Here is a 7,876-nt window from a genome sequence, read left to right as displayed (position 1 = left end):
TCAAGTTGCTCGACACAAGTTGATCTACCAGAAGTCCCGTTCGCATCTGCAGGCCCCCTTGACACCGCCGCCAATCACCAAACGCAACGGCGTTGATGCTGATGTGGGTCCTGGACGAGGTGTTCATCGGGTACTACGGCGGCATGTGTCTGACCTGGAGCAGCTACCCTGGATCGACCCGACCCATCCGCCCTGACGAACGGCCCGGTGTCAGCGGCTTCACCGATCAGAATTCTTCCGCCACGTCGTCGGTTCTGGTAGCCCCCTCGCACCGTTGGAAGGATTGGTGACCATGACCGACGCTAGATCGCTGGGCGCTGACGAGGCCTCGTTCATCGCGGTGGTTCGCTCAGGCGATACGGCGCGGTTTGCGCTCATCACGGAGCGCCACCGGCGTGAGCTGCAGGTGCACTGCTACCGGATGCTTGCGAACTACGAGGACGCCCAGGACATGACGCAGGAGACGTTCCTGCGAGCGTGGCACAAGCGGGAGTCGTTCAAGGGCCACGCTGCCCTGCGGACCTGGCTGTACCGGATCGCGACGAACGTCTGCCTGGACTTCCTGGAGAAGCGCAATGACCGCACACCCGTACCGTCCGGGCTGTCGGACTCCGGCTCCGAGGTGCTGTACCTGCAGCCGTACCCCGACCGGATGCTCCCCGAGGACCCGCAGGAATCGGTGGTGGCGCGGGAGACGATCGAGCTGGCGTTCATCGTCGCCGTCCAGCACCTGCCGCCGCGGCAGCGGGCGGTGTTCATCCTGCGCGACGTCGTCGGCTGGCCGGCGGCGAAGGCCGCCGACGCCCTCGAGCTGACCATCGCATCGGTGACCAGCGCGCTGCAGCGGGCGCGCGTGACGATGCGCGAGCAGCTGCCCGACCGCCGCCTCGACTGGCGGAGACCCGCCGCCCACGAGCTGTCGAGTGACGAGCGCGGCGTGGTGAAGTCGTACATCGACGCCCATGAGCGCAACGACCTCGACGGGCTGATGTCCCTGCTGCGCGACGACCTGCGCTTCGTGATGCTGCCCGAGGCGGGCACCTCGGTCATCACGGCCAAGGACGCGGTGGACGGCTGGGTCTGCGGTGGGCTCTTCCAGCCCGGCTACGACGACTGGCGCTGTATCGCCACGACGGTCAACCGCATGCCCGCCGCCGCGCTGTACCTCCGCACCCCTGACGACCCGGAGTACCGGTTGTTCAACATCGCGGTCCTGCACATCGTCGACGGGAAGATCGCCGAGCTCACCGGATTCGACGCCACCGACAAACCATGGCTGGACCTGCCCCCGACACTGTGATCAGACAAGTCCCCGTCGTCGACGAGTCCAGCGCCACGGGCCGGCGTCACCGAAGTCACCGCGGAATGAGCACCCCGACCGGTTGAACACCAACGCGACAACGCGAACACCACCGCCCCGCCGGCGTTGCCGGCGGGGCATCGTGATGCCCGAAGAACGTCAGGAAGGATTTCGACCCGGCCTCACGAACCGAGCAACTGGCCCGTGCTCATCGCCTCGTCTCGTATCGGGTCAGCACGACGCCGCCGGGAAATGTCCGCGTCTCCACGAGGTTCAGGTTCACCCAGCTGTCCAGCGCGGTGAAGAACGGCGTGCCGCCGCCCACCAGGACCGGCACGGTGACCAGCATGTACTCGTCGATCAGCCCGGCCCGCATGGCCGCCCCGGCGAGCGTCGCGCCGCCGATGTCCATCGGGCCGGCGTCCTCTGTCTTGAGCCGGGTGATCTCGGTGACCGCGTCGCCGGTGACCAGGCGGGTGTTCCAGTCGACCGTGCTGGTCGTCGAGGAGAACACCACCTTCGGCATGTCCCGCCAGCGGCGGGCGTACTCGATCTCCGCCGGTGTGGCGCCGGGCTGCTGGTCGGCGGTCGGCCAGTGGGAACTCATCGCCTCCCACAGCCTGCGCCCATACAGCGCCAGGCCCGTCGCCCCCACCCGGTCGGACCACCACTGGAACAGCTCATCGCTCGGCGACGAGTCCGGTCCCTCACCGCCACTCCAGCCGAGGTCGCCGCCGGGCGCAGCGATGTAGCCGTCCAGGGTCACATTCATGCCGAAGATCAGTTTCCGCATCATGCCAGCCTCTCGTCAGTCGATCTCATACGTACAGACGGACGCTGCGCGAAAACCTCATCGGTCCGCGCTGCTGGCAGACACAAGGTCACCGCGCAGACATGGCCAGCCAACCGCATCGGCGAAGACGGTCATGAGACGTACGCCGATCCGCCATGCGGACACTCCGACAACTCTCCCGCAGGATCTGATGCGTCCTGGCCGACACGAAGGGCATGGTGCGAGCGCCGTGTACCGGAACCCGAACCGTTCGCAGAGGTCGCGACCTTTCGGGGCGATCTCGGCGTACCGGTTGCCTGGCGAACCGGGCGTCATCCGGTCGCTCAGCCGCGGGGCGAGGTTAGGTGCCGGTCGGGGCAGGGCAGGTGACAGTCGACGTGAAGGGGGTGCGCGGGTTGGCTCTTGCGTCCGAAGCCAAGACCGGGGCCATGGCAGAGGCGGTCAGGGGAGCAAGCCGGCTCAGCGTTCGCGAGCGCCTGCTCGGGGCCGCCGCGTGGTTGACCACGCCGCTCGTGCCGGACGACTATCTCGGGTTGCTCAATCCGCTGTGGTCGTCCCGGGAGGTGCGTGGGCGGGTCGAGGCGGTAGTGCCGGAGACCGCGGACGCGGCCAGCCTGGTGATCCGTCCCGGGCGTGGCTGGGGGCGGCATCGGGCCGGGCAGTTCGTACGGGTCGGCGTGGACGTCGGCGGGGTGCGGCATGCGCGCAGCTACTCGGTGTCCTCGCTGCCGGAGCGGGCCGACGGGTTATCACGATCACGGTGAAGGAAGCCCGGGACGGGCTGGTCTCCCCCTACCTGGCGCGTCGGACGGCGCCGGGAACCATCGTCCACCTCACACCGGCGCAGGGTGAGTTCGTACTGCCGGAGCCTTTGCCGGCCCGGTTGCTGTTCCTGACGGCCGGTAGCGGGATCACCCGGTGGCGGCGATGCTGCGCAGCCTGGCCGCGCAGGGCGAGACGCCGGACGTGGTGCTGGTGCACTCGGCGCCGACCGCGCAGGACGTCATCTTCGGTGTGGAGCTGCGGGCCCTGGCCGCCCGGTTTCCGCGGCTGCGGTTTGCACGAGTGGTACACCCGTGGCGGCGGCCGGCTGACGATGGCGCAGCTGCGCGGGATCTGCCGGGACTGGCATCACCGCGATGTCTGGGCCTGCGGGCCAGCCGGTCTGCTCGAGCAGGCCGAGCGGCACTGGCGACGCACTGGGCTCCGCGACCGGCTGCATGTGGAGCGATTCCGGCCCGACGTGACGTCCGGCGGCCGGGTCACGTTCACCGTCAGCGGGCGGCACGCCGACGCCGACGGCGCCACCCCGCTGCTCGCAGCGGACACGCGACAGTGTGCGGCCCCACCGCTGCGTCCGGAAGTGCCGCCGGCATCCCGCAGATCTATTTCAATTTAGTCGGCCAGGAGGCCGATGCGCAGGGTGTCGAGGGTGGCGCAGCAGCCGGGAGACGTGCATTTGGGAGATGCCGAGCTCGGCGGCGATCTGCGATTGGGTGCAGTTGCCGAAAAACCGCATCGTGACGATCTACCACTCCCGGTCCGGCAGCGCGGCCAGCAGTGGCTTCAGCGCTTCGCGGGCCTCGACCCGCTCGAGGCCGGGGTCGGCGCCGCCGACGAGGGCACCGAGGTGCGGAAACAGGTCGGTTGTGAACGCGACGGCGGCCGACAGGCCAAACACTGTTGCGGTGTGGCTGGTGTTCCGGCATAAACGTGACCTCACCCGCGGAGGGCTACCCATCACGGTCGCCATGACCTCGCCCGGCGGGGAATTCCGGCGTTGGCGGGGTGACACGGTGGGGTACTCGGAATGTGGTACGTGGGGAGCGCCAGGGTGAACCGGCTGAGGAAATCAGCGCGTACCTACTCGCGCATGGTCTACTGCCCGGCATGGAGAGGCTGCCGACGGCGACGGAGATCCTGGCTGAGGTGCTGCGGCGGGTCAACGACGGCGCCATACCGGGAAAGGTGCGGACCATCGCCGACGATCTGGTGGAGCCGGGCGTGCTTGCGGAGGCGGTGGAACGTGACGGCCCTGGGCGCGCAGCGAGAGATCGTCAAGGACGCCGCGGACAGTGACCGTGCGCGGCTCGCAGCGGTGGGGCCGCACACTGTCGCGTGTCCGCTGCCCGATGACGACCGTTCGGCGCTCGCCGGCCGATGCCGAGGCGCTACCGCCCGCGGGCGGGCCAATTCAGCAACGTGGTACGCGAACACACGCCGCCGCATCACGTAAAACTGGGCCTGTTCTTGATCAAGAGACCGTCGAGCACCGGGGTACCTGGCTCCAGGCGCATATGGCATTGCCCGAACGACTCGATCGGGCTATGCCCGCTCACTGCGATGCTGCGCGACGGAGGCGCTGGCCGGTGGTTTGTCCGTCTTGGCGTTCGCCGCGGTGTCGCTCGTTATAGCACCGAATCGATTCGCCAACGTGTTCTCCACCGGCGCCGTCGGCGGCGCTGGACAGCCTCATGGTCACGTTCCCGTTCACGGGTGCTGCCGACGTCCCGGAATCAGCTCGGCATGATCATCGGTGCGGCGACCTTCACCATCTACCGCCTCGCCATGCATCGCCGATCGGACGGTGCGCCGCCTGGGCGCTGATCACACTCACGGTTACCTCATCGGCCCGATACCATGGCGCTGGCGGCGACGGATGATCCCCTCGCACTGGCACCGGACAATGTATCGGGGACCGGACCTATCCCTGGCCCGACAGCTCGGTGGCCGCGATCAGTCACCCCTCGCCGACCCGCTTGCGCCAGTCGCGCATCACGTCGCGGACCTTGTCGAACACCGCAACCGGCGGTCCGACGAACAGGTTGGCGATGGCCGACTCTCCGGTGGCGGGGTGGGGACGCGTGGGCGCCAGCGCATCCGCTGCCTCAAACGCACTGGCCATCCGTCGGAGCCGTTGCCCGTCGGCGTGCTGGCGAAGCTGCGTGAATTCCTTGCGTTCCTCCTGGGCTGCGTGGGCCGAGACCGACTCGTGGAGCACGGCGAGGTGCCGGTCGAACTCCGGATGTTCCACGCCGATGTCGTAGAGGTCGGACAGTGCCTGTTTGGCATCAGACTCTTCGTGGAGCCGTTCGTCGATGATCTGGGCGCCGTTGGGAATGATGCTGCGTGCGGCTGGATGCACGATCTGCTCCTCCGCGCCCTCGTGAATGGCCAGCAGCCGGACGAGGTCGTGGAACAGCTCTTCCTTCCGCCGGCCCCGGGCGGACGCTACCTGTGCGAAGAGTTGTTTGATCTCACCGTGCTGGGTGAGCAGGATGTCCACGACGTCCTGCTGTTGGGTCTGTGTCTGCTTACCGATGGCCTGGCTGGCGTCGTTCTGTGAGTTGAACCGTTCGCCGGGCATGGCTTGCAGGGTCTGGACCACGTCGCTGCCGGCACCGTGCTCGCGGGCGTGTTCCACGAGGTGCTGCTTGTCCGTCGGGTAGTCCATGTCGCCGAGGGACCGCTGCACCTGCGTTGGCGTAACAGTCATGTTGGACGGCTACCCACTGCCGCGGCGGCCAACCCAGCGTGCGGCGGAGCGTACTTCATGACCGGCGTCGCCGTCCTGCACGAGCGTTCGGCAGTCCCGCCTCGAAGACGGCGGAAGCGCTACAACCGGATAAAAGGATGAGGGTAGGTGCCAACTCGTCGCCGGAATCCAAGAGCGCACGTCGTTGTCCGGTCCTGGGGCCTCGATCATTGGCAATGGAGATTTTGCGATAGGCACCAGCCATGTGCCGGGGTGGCAGCGGTGGCCGGGACCTGGGTTGAGGTCTGGTCCGTCGGGTAACCGGCCGGTATGGCGCCGCTGAATGTCGCGCAGAAGCTGATCCGATCCCACCTCGTGGCGGGTCAGCCGGTGCCGGGCCAGGAGGTCGGGCTGCGCGTCGATCAGACGCTGACCCAGGACGCCACAGGCACGATGGTGATGCTGGAGCTGGAGGCACTCGCCCTGGATCGGGTGCGCACCGAGGTGTCGGTGCAATACGTGGACCACAACCTGCTGCAGGCCGACGAGCGGAACATGGCCGACCACCTGTTCCTGCGCTCGGCCTGCCGCCGCTTCGGGTTGTGGTATTCCAAACCGGGCAACGGCGTCTCACATCCGACGCACATGCAGCGCTTCGGCGTGCCCGGGAAGTCGCTGATCGGGTCGGACTCGCACACCTGCGCGGCCGGCTCGCTGGGCATGCTCGCGATCGGGGTGGGCGGCCTGGACGTGGCGACGGCCATGGCGGGCGAGCCGCTCTACCTCGTCATGCCCGAGATCTGGGGCGTGCACCTCACCGGCGAACTGCCGGCCTGGGTCAGCGCCAAGGACGTGATCCTGGAGATGCTGCGCCGCCACGGCGTCGACGGCGGCGTGCACCGAATCATCGAGTACCACGGGCCGGGCCTGGCCGGGCTGACGGCGATGGACCGGCACGTGATCGCCAACATGGGCGCGGAACTGGGGGCAACGACGACGGTGTTCCCGGCCGACGACCGGGTGCGCGAGTTCCTGGCCGCCGAGGACCGTGCGGCCGACTTCACGCGGCTGACGGCCGACGACGGCGCCGGCTACGACCTGACCGACGAGATCGACCTGTCCAGCCTCGTGCCGCTGATCGCCCGCCCGGGCTCGCCCGGCGACGTCGTGCCGGTGGCGCAGGTCGCCGGCACACCGGTGCACCAGGTCGTGGTCGGGTCCTCGGCCAACCCGGGCCTGCGCGACTTCGCGATGGTGGCGGCGGTGCTCGCCGCCCGGCAGGCGCATCCGCAGGTGTCGCTGGACATCAACCCGTCGTCGCGGCAGATCCTCGCCGATCTCACCGGCATGGGCGCGACCCTCTCGCTGATCCAGTCCGGGGCGCGGCTGCATCAGACCGGCTGCCTGGGCTGCATCGGCATGGGGCAGGCCCCGGCGGCCGGACACAACAGCCTGCGCACCATGCCGCGGAACTTTCCCGGCCGATCCGGCACCGCCGACGACCGGGTCTGGCTGTGCTCGCCCGAAACCGCGGCCGCGGCCGCGCTGACCGGCGAGATCACCGACCCCCGGCGGCTCGGCATCGCCTGCCCACCGCTGTCCCTGCCGAACCGGTCGGCGGTGAACCGGGCCATGCTCGAACCGCCGCCCCCCGCCGACGAGGCCGTCCAGGTCCGGCTGGACAAGGCGCCGAGCATCGGCACGCTGCCCGACCTCGACCCGATGCCCGACGAGCTCGAGGCGACCGTGGCGATCGCGGTCGGGGACGACCTGTCCACCGACGAGATCCTGCAGGCCGGCGCGGAGGCGCTGCCCTACCGCAGCGACATCGCGAAGCTGGCCGAGTTCACGTTCGCCCGGGTCGACGACGAGTACGTCACCCGCGTCCGGGGCCAGGGCGCCCACGCGATCGTCGCCGGCCGCAATTACGGTCAAGGCTCCTCGCGCGAACACGCGGTCCTCGCGCCGCGCTCGCTCGGCCTCCGGCTCGTCCTGGCCCGCTCCTACGCCCGCATCCACTGGCAGAACCTGATCAACTTCGGTGTCCTGCCGCTGGAGTACGACGGCCCGACACCTGAGGTCGGCGACCGGCTCATCGTGCGGAACGTGGCGCAGGCACTGCACGCCGGCACCGGCATCACCGTCCGCAACGCCACCCGCGACACGACCCAGCAGGCCCAGCACCGGCTGTCCGAGCGGCAGATCAACATACTGCTCGCCGGCGGCCGCATCCCCGCCCTGACGCACCCGTCACCCGTTCCCACGCCACGGTGAGAAGTCCGGCTGATAGACGAGGTTGAAACAGATC

Annotated in this window: 8 protein-coding genes and 1 pseudogene; 6 read left to right on the top strand and 3 right to left on the bottom strand. The window is 68.9% G+C overall.

The window, feature by feature from the left end:
• Positions 1 to 196 (top strand): hypothetical protein (locus AB0367_RS35325; protein ID WP_366230862.1); only part of this gene is annotated, 196 nt, incomplete at its 5' end.
• A gap of 96 nt (positions 197 to 292) precedes the next feature.
• Positions 293 to 1,300, top strand: coding sequence for an RNA polymerase subunit sigma-70 (locus AB0367_RS35320; RefSeq protein WP_366230861.1), 1,008 nt, complete (start codon positions 293 to 295; stop codon positions 1,298 to 1,300).
• 208 nt (positions 1,301 to 1,508) lie between these two features.
• On the opposite strand, the gene AB0367_RS35315 is transcribed toward AB0367_RS35320, so the two are convergent.
• Positions 1,509 to 2,096, bottom strand: coding sequence for a dihydrofolate reductase family protein (locus AB0367_RS35315; RefSeq protein WP_366230860.1), 588 nt, complete (start codon positions 2,094 to 2,096; stop codon positions 1,509 to 1,511).
• A gap of 425 nt (positions 2,097 to 2,521) precedes the next feature.
• Here AB0367_RS35315 and AB0367_RS35310 point away from each other — a divergent pair, with 425 nt between their 5' ends.
• Together AB0367_RS35310 and AB0367_RS35305 are read left to right on the top strand one after the other, a co-directional pair.
• A complete protein-coding gene (locus tag AB0367_RS35310; RefSeq protein ID WP_366230859.1) occupies positions 2,522 to 2,857 on the top strand; it encodes a hypothetical protein in 336 nt (111 codons plus the stop codon).
• 293 nt (positions 2,858 to 3,150) lie between these two features.
• Positions 3,151 to 3,492, top strand: coding sequence for a hypothetical protein (locus tag AB0367_RS35305; protein ID WP_366230858.1), 342 nt, complete (start codon positions 3,151 to 3,153; stop codon positions 3,490 to 3,492).
• Here AB0367_RS35305 and AB0367_RS35300 read toward each other — a convergent pair.
• Positions 3,484 to 3,723, bottom strand: a pseudogene (locus AB0367_RS35300) (sigma-70 family RNA polymerase sigma factor); the annotation flags it as partial. The gene AB0367_RS35305 and the pseudogene AB0367_RS35300 sit on opposite strands and share 9 nt — an antisense overlap.
• Positions 3,724 to 3,983: 260 nt before the next feature.
• Between AB0367_RS35300 and AB0367_RS35295 the strand changes: the two are divergent.
• Positions 3,984 to 4,172: a hypothetical protein gene (locus AB0367_RS35295; RefSeq protein WP_366230857.1), complete on the top strand. Its 189-nt coding sequence runs from the start codon at positions 3,984 to 3,986 to the stop codon at positions 4,170 to 4,172.
• Positions 4,173 to 4,833: 661 nt separating this feature from the next.
• Here AB0367_RS35295 and AB0367_RS35290 read toward each other — a convergent pair.
• Complete coding sequence (locus AB0367_RS35290; protein WP_366230856.1) at positions 4,834 to 5,568, bottom strand: DUF2795 domain-containing protein; 735 nt, start codon at positions 5,566 to 5,568, stop codon at positions 4,834 to 4,836.
• A 330-nt stretch (positions 5,569 to 5,898) separates the two neighbouring features.
• Here AB0367_RS35290 and AB0367_RS35285 point away from each other — a divergent pair, with 330 nt between their 5' ends.
• Positions 5,899 to 7,842 carry an aconitate hydratase gene (locus tag AB0367_RS35285; protein WP_366230855.1) on the top strand — a complete coding sequence of 648 codons (1,944 nt, stop codon included), beginning with the start codon at positions 5,899 to 5,901 and terminating at the stop codon, positions 7,840 to 7,842.
• Positions 7,843 to 7,876 lie beyond the last annotated feature (34 nt).

Origin of the sequence: Dactylosporangium sp. NPDC051484, assembly GCF_040689395.1 — a bacterium.
Lineage (GTDB): Bacteria > Actinomycetota > Actinomycetes > Mycobacteriales > Micromonosporaceae > Dactylosporangium.
This window is presented reverse-complemented; position numbering and strand designations above follow the sequence as displayed.

What these genes read in the sequence shown, in the direction of transcription:
- AB0367_RS35320 (WP_366230861.1), top strand. Translation starts at nt 293, where the DNA reads ATGACCGACGCTAGATCGCTGGGCGCTGACGAGGCCTCGTTCATCGCG.
- AB0367_RS35315 (WP_366230860.1), bottom strand. Translation starts at nt 2,096, where the DNA reads ATGATGCGGAAACTGATCTTCGGCATGAATGTGACCCTGGACGGCTAC.
- AB0367_RS35310 (WP_366230859.1), top strand. Translation starts at nt 2,522, where the DNA reads ATGGCAGAGGCGGTCAGGGGAGCAAGCCGGCTCAGCGTTCGCGAGCGC.
- AB0367_RS35295 (WP_366230857.1), top strand. Translation starts at nt 3,984, where the DNA reads ATGGAGAGGCTGCCGACGGCGACGGAGATCCTGGCTGAGGTGCTGCGG.
- AB0367_RS35285 (WP_366230855.1), top strand. Translation starts at nt 5,899, where the DNA reads ATGGCGCCGCTGAATGTCGCGCAGAAGCTGATCCGATCCCACCTCGTG.